We start from the raw sequence: 19,446 nt of genomic DNA on the forward strand, positions 1-19,446 counted from the left end.
TTTCCTCCATTCGGTGGCTCGCGCAGCGGTCAGCGAAGCCTGGATCCCTCAGTTCAAGGAGATACACATGAAGCGTTCTGTACTGTTAGGTCTGTTCGTTACTGCCTCGATGATGGCGTCCACTTCGTTCGCCGCAGACAAGCCTGCCGATCTGTGCGATGCCAATATCCAGACGATCAACAACGCCAAAGGGCAGTTGTCGGCGAATCCGGAATTGAGCCAGCAGGCCGAAAAAAGCGTAAGCAGGGCCCACGCACTCAAAGCCGAAGGCAAAATCGACGACTGCGTCGCGGAAACCTCGCAAACCATCGTGGAACTGCGCAAAGCCACCGGCACCAACAACTGATCCATGCTGACGGGCCAACCTGCGGCTTGGCCTCGTCGGCAGATTGACGTACACTGTGCACGCTTGTTGCCCGATCAGATTCACCGGGCAATGAGTTCGGGGCCGTTTAGGATTCGACGCCGGTTGCGAAACTCTAGGTGCATGCCGACTTGGTAACAGAAGTCGTAAATCCACTGTTGCAACTACTTATAGTTGCCAATGACGACCAATACGGTGTTGCTCTCGCTGCTTAATTGCAGCTGACAATGCTCCTGGTACCTTCGGGTCCAGCAATCATCAGGGGATGTCTGTAAACCCGAAATGATTGTCATATAGAACAGAATCGCCGTGCAGTACGTTGTGGACGAAGCGGCTAAAACTTACACAACTCGCCCAAAGCACCCTGCCCGTCGGGTCGCTGAGGGTTAACTTAATAGACACGGCTACGCATGTAGTACCGACAGCGGAGTACTGGCGGACGGGGGTTCAAATCCCCCCGGCTCCACCACTTCAACATCTAAAGACGTCCATGGACGTCTTTTTTTGTGCCTGAAATTCAGTGAAATCAAGGGCTTCAGGGCCATTGGCTTCCGTAGAAGAATTTAGAGTTCCAGGCGTCTTGGTATCCCATTTGGTATCCCGGACCCGCCGGTGCTATTTTTGGGATACCAAAACGGTGTCGGAGGTAGCTCTCATGCCTACTAATGCAACCCGCCTCTCAGACCGCCAACTCAAGGCAGTCAAGGCAACAGGGAAAGACTTCGTTCTCACTGACGGCGACGGCCTTCAACTCAGGGTCAGAGCTAGTGGCTCGATGATATGGAATTTCAACTATCGCGAGCCGGTAACCAAAAACCGCCTCAATATGGCTCTGGGCCCTTACCCGGCTCTCTCGTTGGCGAACGCCAGAAAGAAAGCTCAAGAAGCACGTGAACTACTGGCGCAAGGCATTGATCCCAAGGCTCACCGCGATGAGCTCAGGCAAGCCAAGCTGGCGAAGACCGAACACACATTCGAGAAGGTGGCCACCGCCTGGTTCGAACTGAAAAAACACTCCGTCACAACGGCCTACGCCGAAGACATCTGGCGCTCACTCACGCTGCATGTTTTCCCCAGCCTCAAAGCCACACCCCTCGCAGACATTACCGCCCCCATGATCATCAAGCTCCTACGCCCGATCGAGGCCAAAGGCAGCCTGGAGACGGTCAAGCGACTTTCCCAACGTCTCAACGAAATCATGGCCTACGGCGTCAATTGCGGGCTGATCTTTGCGAACCCGCTCAGTGGCATTCGCGCAGCCTTCAAGAAACCGCAAAAACAAAACATGGCGGCACTTTCCCCCGAAGAACTACCCGACCTCATGGTGGCGATTGCCAACGCCAGCATTAAACGCATCACCCCGCTGCCTCATCGAATGGCAACTGCACACCATGACCCGCCCTGCCGAGGCTGCCGGGACGACCTGGGCAGAAATAGATTTCGAGAAACGCATCTGGACCATCCCAAAGGAGCGCATGAAAAAACGCCGTGCGCACCCCATCCCTCTGAGCGACCAGACGCTCGCGCTGCTGGAGACACTCAAACCCTATAGTGGCCACCGGGAACATGTGTTTCCGGCAGACCGAAATCCGCGTACTCACGCCAACAGCCAAACCGCGAACATGGCGTTAAAACGTATGGGTTTTCAGGATCGGCTGGTCAGCCACGGCCTGCGATCAATGGCGAGTACCATCCTCAACGAACATGGATGGGACCCGGAGTTGATTGAAGTCGCACTCGCCCATGTCGACAAAGACGAAGTCCGAAGCGCGTACAACCGAGCGGACTACATCGAGCGCCGGCGTCCGATGATGGTTTGGTGGAGCGAGTACATTCAAAAAGCCGCCACCGGCAATTTGTCGGTGACGGCCATTCATGAAAACACAAACGGGAACGTCATCCCGTTTCGTTAATCAGTTCCTGCTGGCGACAGCGGCGACACTGGCGACAACTCACGCATTTAGCGGTCCTGCGCATGGCGACAAAGCGGCGACCGTCGCCACCATCTGTATCGCCCACAAGCTTTTAAGGCCCAGCCCCTGAGGGCAGGAAGGCTTTGCCTTCCCGCCCTCAGGGGCTCACTTTAAAAACCGACGAACGGCCAATTGTCCATTCAAAGCCACCGTCCTCCATACACATTCATCGCCTAAAAACCCCACCGCACACCAGGTTGACCACCCTCCGAGCACGCGTTACACCAGAGCTGTACAGCGCTGTCATCGACAGCAATGCCCAGGTAGCCAGGGACCTTTAAGGCTACGCCCTACAGTGGTGGTCCCAGCCCATGCGCGCTCGCTTCCAATTAGGCGCGCAGTCACGCCCAACGTGATCGAAGCCAACTTATCCACAGTGCAAATGCGGCAGCCCACGCCCGTCTCTTTCTCCAGGAAAGAGACGGGCGCCGAAATCACTGCCGCAGCCCTTGCCGGGCAACACATTGCAGCATTTATCCCTGTGACAATCGGCGTGACAAACCCCGATGTCACCCGCAGCAGCAATGCAGATGATGGTGCCGCAGCTCGCGGAATGGACTGCACCTGACTGACAGTCAGGCACGCCCCGGTCATCGCATCACTGCCTGCAACAGACTCAGGATCTCGCGGCGCTGGTCTCGTCAGCCAACGCAGCCTCCACCCGCCCACCGCTATCGGTGCTCAGGAGGCCAGATCATGAGATGCCCAAGCTCCCGGTCGTAAAGAGCCGCCCGTCCCGCGTAAGTGGACAACCCTCACAGGCTGCAGGGGCCTTGATCCCTGATAACACTCAACAACCGTGGCGGGGAGAGTGAGGGGAAATTCGAAGCACCAGGAGAATGACGATGCAATTGTGCGAAGCGTTTGACCTGCCACAGCCGCTGCTGGAATACCGGCCCGAGCCGCTGGCGTATCCGGTCGAAGCGTTGGGACAGATATTAGGACCAGCCGTCGAACGCATGGCCGAGGTGATCGGCGTGCCCTGCGCCATGGCTGCGCAATCGATGTTGGCCACTGCCGCCCTGGTGACCCAGTCGCATGCCAATGTGCAGCTCGATGGCCGTGTTTATCCGTTGTCCCTGTACATGCTGACGGTGGCATCGTCGGGTGATCGGAAAAGCGCAGTGGATCATCTGGCGCTGGCGGCTGCGCGTGAGTGGGAGCGGCGGCAGTGGATGCTGTACTTGGAGCAACTGAAAGCCAATCGTGCCGCCATTCGAGGAAAGCACGACGCTCGTGAGTTATCCGACCCCATACCGCCCAGGCTGATCATCGCCGAGCCCACCATTGAGGCGCTGATCAAAAACCTATGCCAGGGCTTGCCCAGCATGGGGCTATTCAACGATGAGGGCGGCCAGTTTTTGGGCAGCAGCACCATGAGCAAAGAGAACCAACTCAAGGCCATCACCACCCTGTCAGCACTCTGGGACGGCAGCCCCATCGACCGGGCGCGCTCCATGCCTGGCGAAAGCCTGCGAGCTTATGATCGTCGCCTCAGTCTACATCTGATGCTGCAACCTTACCTGGCCACCCAGCTACTCACAGACCGGATGATCAACGGCCAAGGCATCCTTGGCCGTTGCCTGATCAGTTGGCCCGAACGTCTAGTGGGGCGACGCTTGTACAAGGCGGTCGACCTTACGCGAGATGCCAGGATCCAGCGCTACCAAGCGCGCATTACTGCTCTGCTGGATAAGCCGCTGTCGCTACACAACGACGGCTCACTTAACCCTGACAGGCTGGAACTGACACCCAGCGCTCGCGGTGCCTGGATCGATATTCACGACACCATCGAATGCCAATCTGGTGAGTTTGGCGAGCTGGCCGGCATTCAATCTGTCGCCGGGAAAGCAGCCGCCAATGTACTGCGTATCGCCGGGGTATTGGCGGTGATTGAAGACGCGCCCGTAGTGGACGAACCCCATATCCAGCGCGCCTCGACGCTGATGGATTACTACCTGGCCGAAATCCAGCGCCTGACGGAGCAAGAGCCCATCAACACGTTACGCGAGGAGGCGGATCGACTGCTGCGCTGGCTGACGCAAAAAGGCTGGACCCAATTTACCGTCCGCGACCTCAATCGCAATGGCCCCCGCTTTGCCCGCAAGAGCAGTCATCACACCATTACGCTGCTGGTCGAATTGATCTCACATAGCTGGCTGGACTCTCCTGACGGAAAGACCTTCGAGGTGCGCCATGTTCCGCCTCAATGACGCGGTGCGCCGTTACCAGGCACAGCATCAGACACGACCTGCATTGCGGAGTGTCCCCACTTCCGTCGCCGCCTTGTCGCCAAGCTTCAGAGCAGCGACTACAAGGGTTGTCGCCACTGTCGCCGTTGTCGCCACCCCCGTCTTAGGGCCTGTCGACATCGGCCAACTAATCCACCAACTGCGCGAAGAGGGCGCAATGCTCCGGCATCAGCAAAACGCCCTGATTATTCGTCCCACACATTGGCACCAGATGGACAAGATCAGCGCCCACTGGAAAGCGGTGCTGCGCTTTCTGCAAGACACGGAAAACGGTGAAGCCGATGGCACTGGTCGGCCGGCGTGATGGCCGCAACTTTGGCTATGGCCGTCAGCTCAGCTATGCCGGCCCACAAGCGCTGAAAGATATGTTCGCCGGCGGCCACTTCGCTACGGTCAAAGCACACAGTGATCGCTGGCAGGCTTTTGTGAAGTGGTGTCGGTCAGCGGACGGCCCCGGTTACAACGATGCCCGCCAGATAGATCGCAGTACCTTGCACAGCTACGCCGCGCACCTGCGCAAGCAGATCCAACAAGGTGAAATCTGCATCGCCACCGCGCAGAACCGCCTGAGTAGCGTCAACCGCACCCTCGCAGCGATACGCGGTGATCAGTACGTGAAAATCGCCAGCCCGAGCAAGGCACTCGGCATGCAGCGATCAAGCGTACGCACCCGCGCACCGAATGGCCAAGACAGCCAACAACAGAGTCGAGTGATTGAAACGCTTCGCGAACAGCAACACCACCGCGTCGCTGCGATTGTCTGCTTGGCCCGCGCAACCGGCATGCGCTTGCGCGAAGCAATCCTGGCTGACCTGCCACGTTTGCAACGGGAGGCTAAACACTTAGGCCGCATCAATATTCAGGATGGGACCAAAGGCGGCCGGTCAGGGGCCTCTGCGCAGCGATGGATAGCGGCCGATGAAGAGGTGAAGGCGGCATTGCAAATGGCTTGTCACGCCTCACCGGCCAGCAGCCGCAACTTGCTGGCCAAAGGCGAAAGCTATGCGACTTTCCTGCAGCAGACGGTGCGGCCCGCTCGCGAATTACTACAGAGGCAGGGGGTGAAGGGGTTTCATGAGTTGCGAGCTGCCTATGCCTGTAAACGTTACGAGCAACTCACCGGCCACGACGCCCCGGTCAATGGTGGTCACTGTTATCGTATGGATCACGACCTTGATCGATGGGCACGACAACGGATCAGTGCTGAGCTCGGGCATAACCGGGTCGATGTGGTTTCGACCTATATAGGAGGTCGGACATGACCAAGCCCTTCGATATGGCGCTGTTCCTGAGCGGCGCATTGACCGGCTCGACAGCCACGCAACAACGACATCTACGGCAAGCCCGAATCATGCAAGCCGCCATTCAACAACGATGGCAGCGAGACAATCCTTGGCGCTGGCAACTCAAGCACATGCGATGGTTTTTCACTCAGCATCTGAAGAACCGCTCGGACGCCACTCGATATCACTATCGACTCACCGCTCTGTTAATCGAGAAACGATTAGGTGCTGAGCGGGATGTTATTAACGCGCAACACGGTTAGGAAGCGATCGTTTGCACGATGTGATGCTAGGATGATGTCACCTATCGTTATTGGAGATGCTTTGAAATGGATACCCCTGAGTTGAAGGCCTCCGAGGAGCGAGGAAAGGTCAGCGATGAGCAAAAGCTTCGGATGTCTAGCCTTTGGGACAGCCTAAAAAGATTTGACGCATACATTGGGACAGTGAATTTCAAAAGTGGGTTATTAACGACTCTAAACGCAGCAATATTCGGCGGCGTTGTTCTCAAGGCAGACAGCTTCATTCAAAAGGAAAGCCATTATCTATACTTATTAATTTTCATCCTAACAATAATAACGCTTCTTTCGCTATTAAGTATCTACTACGTAATCAAAAGCATCTGGCCCAATTTAACAAGTGCCAGCACTGGCCCCGGGGAGACTGAGCCTCATTCAATATTTTTCTTTGGCTCTATTGCCAAAAACTTCACCGCTTCTGAATTTGCGAACTCCGTCAAGATAAAAAGCGCCGACGAGCTTGAGCGCGACTTGTCAATTCAGGTCCATGAAGTTGCCGTTATAACTGATTTAAAATTCAAAATAATTTCCAAGGCAGCAAACCTAACCAAATGGAACCTTGTGGCTCTGCTTGCCTTTGGTTTAATTCAAACACTTGAAGTCGCAGGATATTATATATGTCACGGATGAATAAAATATTTGGCTCCTTTGAAATGGATCCCACACTCACAAAATCAGCTCGCACTTTCGACTCTACACAATCACCGAAAATGGTGACAGAATCAGTATCACTTGAGTCAGTAGAGCAAATACATGATTACGGCATTCAAAACAATATACGCAAACTTTATGGAAAACCTGGTATAAAAAACGCTGTAATTGGCGGACATCCAGACTTCGACCATTTGGTCGAATCAGGCGAATGGCAGAAGGGCTTTGTAACATCACTATTCGTTGACATACAAGGTTCAACCCGACTAGGGGTATACTATTCACCGGAAATGGTTTTTTACTTTAAAAATCAAATTATAAAATGTGCTATTGAATGCGTGCTTGCATTCGACGGCCACGTCCATCGCATAATGGGAGATGCCGTCCTCGCATTTTTTAGAGGCGAAGGGAATACGAATAACAGCGCAATTGATGCTATCAACTGTGGCGCCGTCCTTGTTCAATACATCCGCGAGGAAGTGGTTCCAAAGCTACGCGAACGCGGCTTAGCTGAGGATGTCGGGATTCGAGTCGGCATAGACTACGGAACTCACGAACAAGTTCTATGGGGAATGTATGGTTACGCTGGTGTATCGGAGGTAACAGCAACCTCTTTCCATGTCGACGTTGCAGCAAAACTGCAGCAGAGTGCTCCTCGAAATCGAGTCATGCTTGGCCAATCAGTTGTTGATCTTCTAGACCTACACGATGAAGTCGTGGAAGTGAGGCGCGCCATAAGTGCAGGTGAGAAAATAACATTACCTTATGTCTCCCCGAATTACAGAGACGCTGACGGTCGGCCGATGAACTACCGCCAGTATGTTCTTTCTCAGGACAAATACAGCGCATTACTTCCGTATCCCGAGGACGATAATTACCCGATAAAAATATCCAGTACAATAAAGCGAGAGGAAGGCATACAATCAGATGAACACTACTACAAATGCTCGCGGTCTGTGCCATTGCATCAAGGCATAGAATTCAAAGCGCTCTTCAGGCCAATTACTTCATCTAACAATATAGAAGTAAATTTTCGTGTAGAGAACAATGGAAAACAGGCCGGGATTGCTAACGACAAAGGGAATCATGAAACGCTCGTCAAAGCAATACAGCGCGATAACGGCCTCTATTTTGCTAAACGCTGGGAAGGAGCCTCCTATCTAGGGCTACATCATATGTTTGTATCCGTGCTTGAGGACGGGGTCTTAACGTATCCTGAGCAAAAATACAGCGTATTCATTGGATAGATTGACAATCTGCGGCCCTTTCCTTATCGCTCTTTGATCTGTGATAAGGAAAGGACTGTTTCTACAACCAACCTTCACATAGCATTGCTGCCTGGTCGAGAATCATCTGCGCTGCATCCTCAGCCTTATCCGGTGGATACTTGTATTTACGCAAAATACGCCGCACCAGGATCCGCAGCTTAGCCCTAACGCTTTCACGACTACTCCAGTCGACACTGACATTGGCCCGCAGACTAGCAGTGAGCTCATGGGCAATTTTCGCCAGGATTTCATCGCCCAACTCCCGCACAGAAGCTTCGTTAGTCGCCAAAGCATCGTAAAACGCCAACTCATCATCGTTCAGCCCAAGCACGTCACCGCGCTTGCTGGCCTGGGCGAACTTCTTGGCCATTTCAATCAGCTCTTCAATGACCTGCGCCGTTTCGATGGAGCGGTTCTGGTAGCGCTTGATGACGTTGCCCAGCAACTCAGAAAACTTCTTCTCTTGGGTCAGATTAGAGCTGTAACGGCTTTTGATTTCGCCTTCGAGCAATCGCTCCAGAAGCTCCACTGCCAGATTTCTTTCTGGAAGGTTGCGCACCTCTGCGAGAAACGCGTCATCGAGCAAGCCGATGTTGGGTTTTTCCAAGCCCACCGCCTCGAAAATATCTACAACATCACCAGAGACCACTGCATTGCCGATGATCTGTCGAATAGCTAACTCACGCTCTTCGTCGGTTTTTTTCTGCTGACTGACTTCACGCTTGATCAGAATGACCTTAATAGCCTGAAAGAACGCCACCTCTTCGCGAACAGCTTTGGCCTCATCCAGCGTGCAGCACAAAGTAAATGCCTTACCCATGGCCAACGCGTTATCAGCAAACCGCTTTTTGCCATCTTCCATTCCCAGGATATGGTTAGCTGCGCCGGCCAGTAGTTTGTGTCCTCCAGTGAGGAAGTCACCGTAATCGAAGCCATGTAGCAGACTGCGCAGAACGTCGAGTTTCTCCTCTAATACTGAATAGGCCTCGTAGGCATCCACCGTCGGCCGGCCTTTACCTTTGCTGCCGGTGTACTCCTTCAGCGCGGCCTTCAGTTCGTTGGCAATGCCGATGTAGTCCACCACCAGGCCGCCCTGCTTGTCCTTAAAGACACGGTTAACCCTGGCAATGGCTTGCATCAGGTTGTGGCCCTTCATGGGTTTGTCTACGTACAAGGTATGGACGCACGGTGCGTCAAACCCGGTCAGCCACATATCGCGGACGATCACGAGCTTGAGGGGATCCAATGGATCTTTGAAACGCTTCTCCAGTCGTTTTTTGACCTGTCCAGAGTAGATATGCGGTCGCAGCAAAGCCTTATCCGATGCGCTGCCCGTCATCACGATCTTGATTGCACCTTTCTCGGGATCTTCGTCGTGCCACTCAGGACGTCGAGCGATGATCTCGTTGTACAGGTGCACACAGATCTCGCGACTCATGGCGACCACCATGGCTTTGCCGGGCATCTGCTCCATACTGACCAAACCCAGATTACGCGCCTCAAAGTGCGTGATCAGATCCGACGCAATGCTCCGAATCCGTGGTTCTGCCCCGACGACCTTTTCCAACGCGGCCCAACGGCTTTTCAGTCGCGACTGCTGGTCGTCTTCTTCATCTTCTGCCAACTCGTCGACCTGATCGTCGATCGTAGGTAGCTCGCTCTCTTTCAGCGACAGTTTGGCCAAGCGCGATTCATAATAGATGGCGACGGTCGCCCCATCTTCAGTGGCCTGCTGCATGTCATAGACGTGAATGTACTCACCAAAAACCGAGCGCGTGTCGCGGTCCTCACCGGATACTGGAGTACCAGTAAAAGCGACAAAAGTGGCGTTCGGCAGCGCGTTACGCAAATGATGAGCAAAACCAACCTGATAACGGGCTTTGCTCTCGGCAACTTGAAGCCCAGTAGGCACTTTCAGCTCAGCGTTAAAACCATATTGCGTGCGATGAGCTTCATCGGCGATAACAACAATGTTTGGCCGCAAGGACAATACCGGGAAGCTGTCTTCATCGACTCCAGGCATAAATTTCTGGATGGTCGCGAACACAATACCGCCACTAGGACGGTTGGCCAGTTTCGCACGCAAGTCCCCACGTGACTCCACCTGGACGGGTTGCTCACGCAGCAAATCCTGGGACAACGAGAACACCCCGAATAACTGACCATCCAGATCGTTACGGTCAGTGATCACAACAATGGTGGGGTTTTCCATCGCCGCTTCCTGCATCACCCGAGCCGCAAAACACGTCATGGTGATGCTTTTGCCCGAACCTTGCGTATGCCAGACCACCCCGCCCTTATGACTACCGCCGGGACGCGATGCCGTCACTACCTGCTGAATGGCAGCGCGAACGGCGTGAAATTGGTGATAACCGGCAATTTTCTTTACCAGACGGCCGTCGTCTTCGAACAACACGAAGTAACGCAAATAGTCGAGCAACATCTCTGGTACCAGAGCACCGTGTACCAATGTCTCCAGCTCGTTGAATTGCCCCAATGGGTCGAGATCCTGGCCGTCGATGGTCCGCCAGTTCATGAAGCGCTCAAGATCAGCCGACAACGACCCCATACGGGCCTCACTACCGTCGGAAATCACCAGGACTTCGTTGTATTGGAACAGGTCCGGAATCTGCTCTTTATAGGTCTGGATTTGATCAAAGGCTTTACCCAGATCAGCCTTCACATCTGCAGGATTTTTCAGTTCGAGCAATACCAACGGCAGCCCGTTAACAAACAAGATGATGTCCGGACGCCGAGTGTGTTTCGGCCCCTGGATACTGAACTGATTGACCGCCACCCAGTCATTGGCTTTCACATCAGCCCAATCGATCAGGCGAACGAAGTCGCCTCGGGTTTCACCGTCTTTTTGATACTGCACGGGTACACCGCCGACCAGCAGGCGATGGAACAAGCGGTTAGCCGACAACTGCACCGGCGGTCCCAACTCTAGCACCTGCTTTAACGCATCTTCACGTGCAGCTACTGGAACCTTTGGATTAAGCCTCGCCATGACATTGCGCAGGCGCTCAGCCAGCACCACCTGGCGATAGCTTTCACGCTCGGGTTGCTCACCATCATGAGCGATATTCGGCCCATACAAATGGGCGTACCCCACCTCTGCCAGCCAGCCGAGGGTCTCCTGCTCCAATTGGTCTTCGGTCATTCCAACTCACTTCCTGTGTTCAGATCACCGGCCAATTCGGCCTCAATCTCGGCAATGCTCGGCAGATTTCGGCCCAGAGTTTCGGGCAAGTCGCGCAGCAATTGGTATTCGGCAACGCCGATGGGTTTTTCGATGCCCGACAAAGCGTACTCGGCCACCAAGCGGTTTTGCTGTTTGCACAGCAGCAGGCCGATGGTGGGTTTGTCATCCTCAGCTTTAATCTGCGCATCCACGGCCGCCAGATAGAAATTCAACTGGCCAGCGTGTTCGGGTTTGAAAGCCGTTGCTTTGAGCTCTACCACCACATAACACTTGAGGCGGGTGTGGTAGAACAGCAAATCAATGAAGAATTCATCACCGCCCACATCCAGGCGAAACTGGCGGCCGACGAAAGCAAAGCCTGCGCCTAGTTCCAACAAAAAACGAGTGATATGACGGATCAGTCCATCTTCAATATCACGCTCGTGAGCATCGTCGCCCAAGCCGAGAAAGTCGAACAGGTAGGGATCTTTCAGGGTTTCGTGAGCCAACGCCGACTCAGCAGCCGGTAAACGTGCAACAAAGTTAGTGACTGCCGCGCCCTGGCGTTGCTGCAAGCGGTTCTTGATATTCTGCTCGAGCGTGCTGCGTGACCAACCGAGCAAGACAGTTTGCTGCGCGTACCACTCACGCTCGGCAGGGCTGGCCAGCTTGGTCAGCAGGGTCACCACATGGAACCAGGGCAATTGGGCAGCAGGCTGCTGCCCAAATAGACCATTAGGGCAATGCTGAGCAAAAAACGCCATGTACTTGAGGTTACGGCTGGAAAAACCACGGATATCGGGAAAGGCATCGGAAAGATCGCGCGCCAGTCGCTCAATGACTTTCGCGCCCCAAGCGTTAACCTGCTGGCGCTGCCTGATTTCCGCTCCGATCCGGTGATACAACTGCACCAACTCTGCGTTGACGGCCAGTGCAGCACGTTGCCGGGATTGAGCAATATCGACTTTAAGCTGAGTCAGCCAGTCGGCGTAGCCCTCGGGCAACGCGGAAATCGTTTCGTTAGTCACTCACTGGCCTCCCACTCCTTCGCCGACACTTCACCAGTCTGGTGAAAACGACGTATGCGCCCGATAAACTCAGCGAAGTCAGCATTCTCTTCAGTCAGTCGATTGCACATATCCCAGTCGATTTCGCTACGTTCGCGAGCGGGGATCAGGATTTGGCTTTCTACAGGGTTCTGTACGTCGAGCTGGATAACGCCAATGCCGTGGGCAGCGGCGAGCATGCGTAACTCTTTGAGGGTACCGTCCCCCTCTACGGCACCCGCGACCAAGTAGCCGAAATGTGCCCAGGATGAGTTGGATACTGCCTGGAAAAAGCTCTTGCGGGCATTCGAACGATTGAGCAGCAGTTTGACTTCGAAGGACCATACACGCGCACGACGTTCGCCTAATACACGAATGCAATCACGTAGGTCTAGCGTCCAGTCGGCTGTCAGATTTTCCAGACCTACCAAATCGGGATGCAACCATTCGTTGCCGCCGCTGCCAACGCGGTTAGACGAACGCTTTTCATTGATTCGCATGGTGAATACACGCTGATCGTCCGTCAGCAGGTATTCAGTCAGCAATGAGTAAAGGGCGTGCTCACGCAATGGCGAGGGCCTTGGTAGGTCCGTCGTGGCGAGGGCTATCCCTTCCGCCGCCGCCACCTCAGCATTGGCATCCATATTCGACCAGTAATAATGACGGGGGCGGCCTTCGGTTGTTTTCAACTGAACATGCATCCGCTGCCAGCGTGGGCGTGAACCAGAAATCTCCGCGACCAGTTGCTGTATCAGATCGTTGTTGGTCTGAATGTAACTGGCGCTGGCTGCTTTCTTGACTGCGCATTCTGCAGGAAACTGCTCGAATATCCATTGCGCCAGTTCGCGGGCGGTCTGCTGGGTATCTGGCAGGCTTTGCAGGCGTTCGATGACATGTTGACGGAGGTTCAGAGCCATATCAGACAGCCACCGACAACATATTTTCGACGGAGGCTTCCGTTTCTGGCAGGCGCAGTTGGCCGGAGATCAGGCGCGGGAGCAGGGCGTCACGGAGCTGGGTGAGGGTTTTGGCTTTCAGACGGTTTGCATAGACCCGCTCAAAAATGGGAGATGCAATATCAGCAAAGGCAATAAACAACGAATCATCTGCAATCGCCAATCGAAGCTTTAATACTTGACCGGGCTTGACTCGCTGGTGGCTATTGGACGTTCCCGTAACCAGTTGACACAACTGCTGCTGAAATTCAGCCGAGCTGAACAAGCAGTAAATCAGCTCCTTACTGCCACCAGCCTTGGGTGAATAGGCCAGGAACTCAGTTGAGCAAACCGCATTTTTCCCATGCTTAACCGGCAGCCAGACCCTCAGGATATGTGGGTTTAACTTCGATAGCAGTACAACTTCCTCTGGCAGAGGCGTTTTGTTGCTCTTGATTGACTCGCCGTGCTCAAGCACTGGGGACTGACCACTATCAAAGGCAGGCAAGCTGTAGTGCTCGAACCATTCATTCGGTGATGCCAGAGGGTTCACCGAACCCTTTTTCTGAACTGCAATGTCAGCCACACAGCCAGCTTTCCATCCCATCGGCACCAACCCTAGCTCGGACTCTTCAAAGCTATCCGGGAATAGCGCTGCGGTGGCGGCGTCCATACCTTCCGGCTCAAGCCCTTCCGCCTTGGCCCGCACGGGGTCGAAATCGACGAACCAGGATTTGAATAGCGCTTGGGCGATGGCTTCCAGGGTAGCGTTGGTTTCGCGTAGTAGCGTGATACGGTCGTCGAGGGAGCCAATCAGTTCAATTATCTTTCCACGCTCATACTCAGGAGCCATGGGAACCGGAAGCGCCCGTAGGTCTTTCAGATTGATGGTTGTCTGAACGGTTGTATTCGCTCGGCTACCAAGCAAATGCTGGGACAACGGTGATCTAAGACAAAGGGCAAGCCAATTTGGGTCGACCTGTTGTTGTGGGTGGATTACTGCCACAGCTCTAGCTACGTTGAAGCCTTTGTGTGCCTCCGAAACTACAGCTACTTGGCCAACGCTACCAACAACAGTGAGCAGAACCTCACCACCTTGCAATCGAGTTCGACCGTACTTTTTTTCAATCTCAGGATCAATTCGCATGAGATCTGATAGCTCGACACGGCCCTCTTTGAAGTTGTTCACTCGAACGATAGGAACACCATGCTCAACGTGCGTACCTGGTTGTACGACACCGTAGGTTACGGAATTTTTTTGAGCCAATTGTTCAAGAGGAACGTAGCTCCAGCCCTGTGGAAGAGTGGGAAGGTCAAAGCTCATACCCCATCCCTCCCAACTTCTGGCGAATCAACTGGTCTAGCTCCGTACCTTTGGCCAGCTGTTCGCCCAACAGGGCGGTGAGATTCTGCATCTTGTCGGCAAAAGCTTCGTCGTCATCCTCCATCGCTTCGGCACCGACATAGCGCCCCGGCGTCAGCACATGGCCGTGCTCGGCGATTTCGGCAAGTCTGACGCTGCGGCAGAAGCCAGGAATATCGGCGTACTCAGCGATCTCGCCGCCGACATCCAGCGGCACCCCGCGCCAATTGGCGACGGTCTGGGCAATGCGTTCGATGTCGCTGTCGAGCAGCTCGATTTGCGCCCGGCTAACGTTGTTACCCAGCTTGCGCGCGTCGATGAACAGCACTTCGCCGGGGCGTGCAACTTTCTGCTTGGCCAAAAACCACAGGCAGGCCGGGATCTGGGTGTTGAAGAACAGTTGGCCGGGCAACGCGACCATCACTTCGACCACATCGGCCTCGACCATGGCGCGGCGAATATCGCCTTCAGTGTTTTGGCTGGAACTCATCGAACCGTTGGCCAAGACGATGCCGGCGCGGCCGCTGGACTTGAGGTGAAACAGCATGTGCTGCAGCCAGGCATAGTTGGCATTGCCTTGCGGCGGGCTGCCATAAACCCAGCGCGGATCGCCTTCGAGGCTACCGTGCCACCAGTCACTGATATTAAACGGGGGGTTGGCCAGGACGAAGTCGGCGCGCAGATCGCTGTGCTGGTTGCGGATAAAGGTGTCAGCCGGCTCACGGCCAAGGTTGAAGTCGATGCCGCGAATGGCCAAGTTCATCGCGGCCAAGCGCCAGGTGGTCGGGTTTGACTCCTGGCCGTAGATGGAGACGTCACCGAGTTTGCCGCCATGGGCCTCGATGAATTTTTCCGACTGGACGAACATGCCGCCGGAGCCGCAGCAAGGGTCGTAGACCTTGCCGTGGTGTGGATTGAGCACGGCGACCAGGGTTTTGACGATACTGGCTGGGGTGTAGAACTGACCGCCTTTCTTGCCTTCGGCACTGGCGAATTGGCCGAGGAAGTATTCGTAGACCTGACCGAGCAGGTCGCGGGCCTGGTGGGCGTCGCCACCGAAGCCGATGGTCGAGATCAGATCGACCAGTTCACCGAGCTTACCGTCGGGTAGCTGGGCGCGGGCGTAACGCTTGTCGAGGATGTTTTTCAGGGGCGGGTTTTCTGCTTCGATCCCGGCCAGGGCCTCGTCGATGCGCTTGCCGATGTCTACCTGTTTGGCGGCGGCGCGCAGCGAATCCCAGCGGGCCACTTCCGGTACCCAGAACACATTCACTTCTTTGTAGTAGTCGCGCTCTTCCAGCTCGCTGGCCAGCAGTTCGGAGTCCTCACTGCCCAGGTAGTAGTCGTCGCTGCCATCAGCAAAGCGCCGCACCAGCTCCGCGCGACGGCCAGCAAAGCTGTCAGAGATATATTTAAGGAAAATAAGGCCTAGGACGATGTGCTTGTACTCAGCCGCATCCATGTTGGCGCGCATCTTATCAGCGGTAGCCCACAACGTTTTTTGCAGGTCCTGCAGGTTATTACTGGTTTGAGAGACCGCGGCCTTACGCCCAGGCTTCGTCTTTACCGGCTCAGGCTCTGGGGTGACAAGACTTTCGCTCGACGAAAAACGAGCACGTGCCTGATTGAGCGCGTCTTCAGCAAGACTGCTGGCGGTCTGTTGGGCACCCTTTTGATCCGTCATGGACTACTTCCTACATTCGACGCAGATAAATTGCGTGGTAAAAATTGAAAACCCGACTACAGAGGTCCAGGCGAAGATTTCCGGCATGATAACGGGTCACCACCTGTTTCGTCTGAGTTGTAACGACGAAGAGAACGCGATCTACCTCGCAAGGCAGGGACTAGCCCGAATAGGTGTGTCAGCCCAGCGAGCTTGCAAGGCCTCAAAAAAACCACAGCGATTTGACCGGTATTCCAACTGGTATTCCAACCAAAAAAAACAACCTAAATTTAGCCTGCTAATCAACAGCCTACGGAGCCAATTCAGCTTCCCCCGGCTCAACATCTAAAGACGTCCAAGGGCATCTTTTGTGCCTGAATCAGTAAATACGTGGCCTCCAGAGCTTTTGCGGCTTTGAGATTTTTTGAGTTCCAGCCATTCGGATAGTGACCTGACCATAGAGGGGTTGATGGAGGGTAAGAAAGGGTTTATCTCGGCTGGCAATATCTCTCCGCACTGGGTAAAGCGCAGCTGGATGATGCGGCGCTGGAGATGATGCGTTGAGCTCGAATCGAGTCCAAAGCTTGGCCGCCGCTACACAACCTCACTAGCGGCCATATCATCGAATTGAGGAAAGCGCTCCTTCAATCGCTCGATAGTTGCTCTCCATTTCGGCGTCTTGGGCCGGCAAACCGTATTCTGATTCCCGAACATTCCAATCTCACGAACCGCCATGCTAACCGGAACGGTTTGTAGCCACTGGACCGGGACAAAATATTCACAGTGCTCAGGATCATGAATGAACTCGGCGTGATAGTTGGCGCGGACCGCGACTTGCATCACCGGCCGCTCCTCGCCATCCTTCATCACCCTGAATTCACTTGCTGCGACAGCAGGGCCAAGCACGCGACCTACCCCCACATAACCTTGCTGGGGAATATTGATCCACACACGATCCTCCGCGGACAACAGCTGGAGCGTCTTGCTGTACCAGGAACCTCCACCGCCGGATATGAACCCGAACTCCACAGCATCGGCCCATGAGCGTGAATCCGAGTCTCCAAACGAGCAGTAAAACTCGCCGTTCCAAGGCTCACTCAGCCCTTGGCTGGCAGACGCGGCATTCACTTGGGTCTGCACCGGATCGAGCAGCCAAGATCTACTCAGCAATTGCTGCTCGCCTGCCTGAAAGACTTGGAAGCAGAGTACGTTGATAGGAATGTCGCGCTTGCTAAGGTATTGCACGATCCGCTCGCTACTCGCATCCAACTCTGTGGCGACGATTATTAACTGATGGCTGGCATTCAACTCATCGTCATCTAACACGCGACCGAAACGTGTTTGGAAGTCGGCAGAGAGGCTTTGCCCTGGACGGAAACGTTGGTAAATCGCAGCAATATCGCTTTCGGTCAGGCCATCTACCCAGGCGGCGTAATCGAGTGTTTGAGCAACCACCTCGCGAGGGGTGCGGTCTCGTTTGAGCTCAATCAGCACAAGGCTGCCGTCAGGCGCGACAGCTAGGAGGTCGATGCGCCCACCCGCATCCGTAAGTTCTTGCCGTCCTACTAGCATCCATTCTTCGGACAGAATACTCGGCGAGTTGACGATCATTTCCTCTAAAATGTGCTCACTTGGCAATTGGCTTTGGTACAGTTTTTTTGGTGCAGAGCCAACGGTCCAAACGTCGGTTTTGATGGGCACGGAGCATTCCTTGATCGCAATGGTTGGCGCTAGTGAAGCATGGATCTGAGAGGCGTTGATAGCTGTTCTTCGGGCACGTCAGAGCCTGGCCATCGTGGAAGTTACGCTTCTGACGACGCCGTTAACGACGGTATCATCAAGGAAGGCAAACCCGGGCAGGACAAAATCTTGATAGATAAGCCCAACGGGAGTATTTCTCTTCGTGCGCAGGCCGCGATGGAATGAGCCGATTTTCCAGACTCTATAAAAAGACTACGGCGCCGTAGTGTCCGCCCAAGTCACCTTGTGTAAGTCAGGCCGAAATGCGGCTACCCCACAAGCGCTCGATATAGCTGCCAGCAGGGCGTAAGCCATCCTTCGCGGGAAGTCTGGACCAACTATCCGCCTACAATAATTTTTTCTGACCTGAGCGATACTTAATCCGTCCGGCGAGTCTTGGCTAAACACCGAACAAGCAGAATAAAAACAGGCTAGCGATAGTTAGCCGACCCTGACAGTCATGCTGAAACCCTGTGGCTTCACCGCCACAACAGCCCAACTAAAGCAAACCGCTTTGTTGCAGAAACGCTTTAGCCACCCCCTCAATAGCCTCCCGCCCCACATCAACACGCGAATTAAGCCCCGCAATCGTCCCATCATCCAGCTTCGAAGAAAGCGCATTCAGCAATTCCCCAACCTTCGGATTCGCCTCAAGCACCTCTGTCCGAATAACAGGCGTCAACGCATAACCAGGAAAGAACCCCTTATCATCCTTCAACACCACAAACCCAAAAGCCGGAATCCGCCCATCGGTAGACAGCACCAACGCCAAATCAACCTGACCATCCCTGAGCGCCTGATACGTCAACCCACCATCCATCCGCACAATATTCTTCCGTTCGAATTCAAACCCGTACTCCTCCTGAAGAGGACGCAGGCCATCGGGCCGGGAGAAGAACTCGGCATTCGACGCAAATTTGTACGATTTGCCCGCTTCGATGTTTTTTGCCAGATCGCTGATCGTGACGACGCCATCCTTTTCGGCGTCGACTTTGCGCATGGCCAGTGCGTAGGTGTTATTGGCCTTGGAAGGATTCAGCCAAGTGATGCCCTTTTGCGCGTCCAGTTCGCTGATTTTTTTGTAGGTTTCCTCTGCGCTGAGTTTGTCGGTGACTTTGTTGTAAGTAATCAGGGAGGTGCCGGTGTATTCCCAATACACATCGACCTGGCCGTTCTCTTGTGCCGCGCGCAGTACTGATGAACCGAGGTCCGCGCGTTTATCGACCTTGTAGCCGTTGGCGCGTAGTAGTTGTGTGGTCATTTCGGCGACCAGTTGCTGTTCGGTAAATTTCTTGCCGCCGACGACAATTGTAGTGTTGGCAGTAGCGTTGCCGACAACACCGGCAACGAGACTAAAGCTGAAGATCAGACTGGCCAAGATTCGATTAATCATCGTGCACCTCATGTTATTGATTTAGGTGAAGG

At 54.5% G+C, this 19,446-nt stretch carries 14 protein-coding genes, 1 other RNA gene and 1 pseudogene; 9 read left to right on the plus strand and 7 right to left on the minus strand.

Annotated features, from left to right (window positions below):
- Nucleotides 1-67: 67 nt before the first annotated feature.
- From DCO47_RS06105 to DCO47_RS06140, 9 genes and pseudogenes are all read left to right on the plus strand, one after another.
- Complete coding sequence (locus DCO47_RS06105; protein WP_064364510.1) at nucleotides 68-346, plus strand: hypothetical protein; 279 nt, start codon at nucleotides 68-70, stop codon at nucleotides 344-346.
- Nucleotides 347-444: 98 nt separating this feature from the next.
- Nucleotides 445-833: a transfer-messenger RNA gene (gene ssrA / locus DCO47_RS06110) on the plus strand.
- A gap of 186 nt (nucleotides 834-1,019) precedes the next feature.
- Nucleotides 1,020-2,277: pseudogene (locus DCO47_RS06115) on the plus strand (integrase domain-containing protein).
- A gap of 905 nt (nucleotides 2,278-3,182) precedes the next feature.
- Nucleotides 3,183-4,550, plus strand: a complete 1,368-nt coding sequence (locus tag DCO47_RS06120; protein WP_116657721.1) for a YfjI family protein — start codon at nucleotides 3,183-3,185, stop codon at nucleotides 4,548-4,550.
- 196 nt (nucleotides 4,551-4,746) lie between these two features.
- Nucleotides 4,747-4,893 carry a hypothetical protein gene (locus tag DCO47_RS27100; protein ID WP_175472324.1) on the plus strand — a complete coding sequence of 49 codons (147 nt, stop codon included), beginning with the start codon at nucleotides 4,747-4,749 and terminating at the stop codon, nucleotides 4,891-4,893.
- Nucleotides 4,871-5,851 carry an integrase domain-containing protein gene (locus tag DCO47_RS06125; RefSeq protein WP_116657722.1) on the plus strand — a complete coding sequence of 327 codons (981 nt, stop codon included), beginning with the start codon at nucleotides 4,871-4,873 and terminating at the stop codon, nucleotides 5,849-5,851. The genes DCO47_RS27100 and DCO47_RS06125 overlap by 23 nt, the downstream gene beginning before the upstream one ends.
- A complete protein-coding gene (locus tag DCO47_RS06130) occupies nucleotides 5,848-6,135 on the plus strand; it encodes a hypothetical protein (protein WP_116657723.1) in 288 nt (95 codons plus the stop codon). Before DCO47_RS06125 ends, DCO47_RS06130 begins: the two co-directional genes overlap by 4 nt.
- Before the next feature lie 66 nt (nucleotides 6,136-6,201).
- The gene (locus DCO47_RS06135) at nucleotides 6,202-6,801 is read left to right on the plus strand and encodes a Pycsar system effector family protein (protein WP_116657724.1); all 600 of its coding nucleotides are present in this window, start codon (nucleotides 6,202-6,204) and stop codon (nucleotides 6,799-6,801) included.
- Entirely contained in the window at nucleotides 6,789-8,069 is a 1,281-nt protein-coding gene (locus tag DCO47_RS06140) for an adenylate/guanylate cyclase domain-containing protein (RefSeq protein ID WP_163011502.1), read from the plus strand. The genes DCO47_RS06135 and DCO47_RS06140 overlap by 13 nt, the downstream gene beginning before the upstream one ends.
- Before the next feature lie 61 nt (nucleotides 8,070-8,130).
- Here the strand turns inward: DCO47_RS06140 and DCO47_RS06145 are convergent, their stop codons facing one another.
- The 7 genes from DCO47_RS06145 to DCO47_RS06180 form a co-directional block, all read right to left on the minus strand.
- Complete coding sequence (locus tag DCO47_RS06145) at nucleotides 8,131-11,253, minus strand: type I restriction endonuclease subunit R (protein WP_116657725.1); 3,123 nt, start codon at nucleotides 11,251-11,253, stop codon at nucleotides 8,131-8,133.
- Nucleotides 11,250-12,302: a YhcG family protein gene (locus DCO47_RS06150; protein WP_116657726.1), complete on the minus strand. Its 1,053-nt coding sequence runs from the start codon at nucleotides 12,300-12,302 to the stop codon at nucleotides 11,250-11,252. Before DCO47_RS06150 ends, DCO47_RS06145 begins: the two co-directional genes overlap by 4 nt.
- Nucleotides 12,299-13,237 (minus strand): COG2958 family protein, encoded by a 939-nt coding sequence (locus tag DCO47_RS06155; protein ID WP_116657727.1) that lies wholly within the window; start codon nucleotides 13,235-13,237, stop codon nucleotides 12,299-12,301. Before DCO47_RS06155 ends, DCO47_RS06150 begins: the two co-directional genes overlap by 4 nt.
- Before the next feature lies 1 nt (nucleotide 13,238).
- A complete protein-coding gene (locus tag DCO47_RS06160) occupies nucleotides 13,239-14,579 on the minus strand; it encodes a restriction endonuclease subunit S (protein WP_116657728.1) in 1,341 nt (446 codons plus the stop codon).
- Complete coding sequence (locus tag DCO47_RS06165) at nucleotides 14,569-16,302, minus strand: class I SAM-dependent DNA methyltransferase (protein WP_116657729.1); 1,734 nt, start codon at nucleotides 16,300-16,302, stop codon at nucleotides 14,569-14,571. Before DCO47_RS06165 ends, DCO47_RS06160 begins: the two co-directional genes overlap by 11 nt.
- 573 nt (nucleotides 16,303-16,875) lie before the next feature.
- Nucleotides 16,876-17,982 carry an endonuclease NucS domain-containing protein gene (locus DCO47_RS06175; RefSeq protein WP_042608835.1) on the minus strand — a complete coding sequence of 369 codons (1,107 nt, stop codon included), beginning with the start codon at nucleotides 17,980-17,982 and terminating at the stop codon, nucleotides 16,876-16,878.
- A 538-nt stretch (nucleotides 17,983-18,520) separates the two neighbouring features.
- Nucleotides 18,521-19,414 carry a glycine betaine ABC transporter substrate-binding protein gene (locus DCO47_RS06180; protein WP_116657731.1) on the minus strand — a complete coding sequence of 298 codons (894 nt, stop codon included), beginning with the start codon at nucleotides 19,412-19,414 and terminating at the stop codon, nucleotides 18,521-18,523.
- Between the last annotated feature and the right edge of the window lie 32 nt (nucleotides 19,415-19,446).

The organism is Pseudomonas sp. NDM (genome assembly GCF_003105095.1).
Taxonomy (GTDB): Bacteria; Pseudomonadota; Gammaproteobacteria; order Pseudomonadales; family Pseudomonadaceae; genus Aquipseudomonas; species Aquipseudomonas moraviensis_A.